A 645-nucleotide genomic window follows, 5' to 3' on the forward strand; every position below is an offset into this window, starting at 1 on the left:
TTTCTCTGATGTTCACATAGGCTTTTATTTTTTTGGGGTTCCATGATGCGCCTGCATGGTTAGGCATGTAATATGGGTTGGGAACTTGATGCACACGAACCTCAGACTTCAAGTTTCCCATTTCTTTGCGTTGCTGCTTAGATACTACCGCCACTACCCTATTCCTTCACTGCATTGTATTTCGGATTTGAAGCGGCTGCTTACCTTCTGCAATTCTCACTTCATCGACCAGATTAAACAGCTCTTTTTCACCACATACCTTTGCGCGTGATTTCGGTTTTGTGATCCGGTAGCGTCCTCTCCAACGGATAACCTCAATGCCCTGCCCTAAAAGGTAATATTGGATGAAGTTGAAATTGCTGCTTGTGCCGCGTTCAAAACGACGAGCACCACCATTCTTGGACAGCCAATCAACTATCAGTTGCTTTTCAGACATACCCCCCTCCAAATGAACGAGGCTTATTAGCGACAACTACTGTAGAATATAAGCATGAATACAATACAAGCCTATGTAATGCATTGTAAAAGAACGCATTGAGATATTTAAAATAATTGATAGTCTCCATAATCAAGCTTAATACATTGGCGCAATTATCTTGCGGATAAAACGAATTATTTCTTGGAAATCTCATGACAATATTACCC

The 645-nt window shown here is 41.2% G+C and carries 1 protein-coding gene; it reads right to left on the reverse strand.

The features are described 5' to 3' along the window. Window positions 1–166: 166 nt before the first annotated feature. Window positions 167–436, reverse strand: coding sequence for a hypothetical protein (locus ABDZ76_RS17595; RefSeq protein WP_343808678.1), 270 nt, complete (start codon window positions 434–436; stop codon window positions 167–169). Between the last annotated feature and the right edge of the window lie 209 nt (window positions 437–645).

It is taken from the genome of Paenochrobactrum glaciei (genome assembly GCF_039522165.1).
GTDB lineage: Bacteria > Pseudomonadota > Alphaproteobacteria > Rhizobiales > Rhizobiaceae > Paenochrobactrum > Paenochrobactrum glaciei.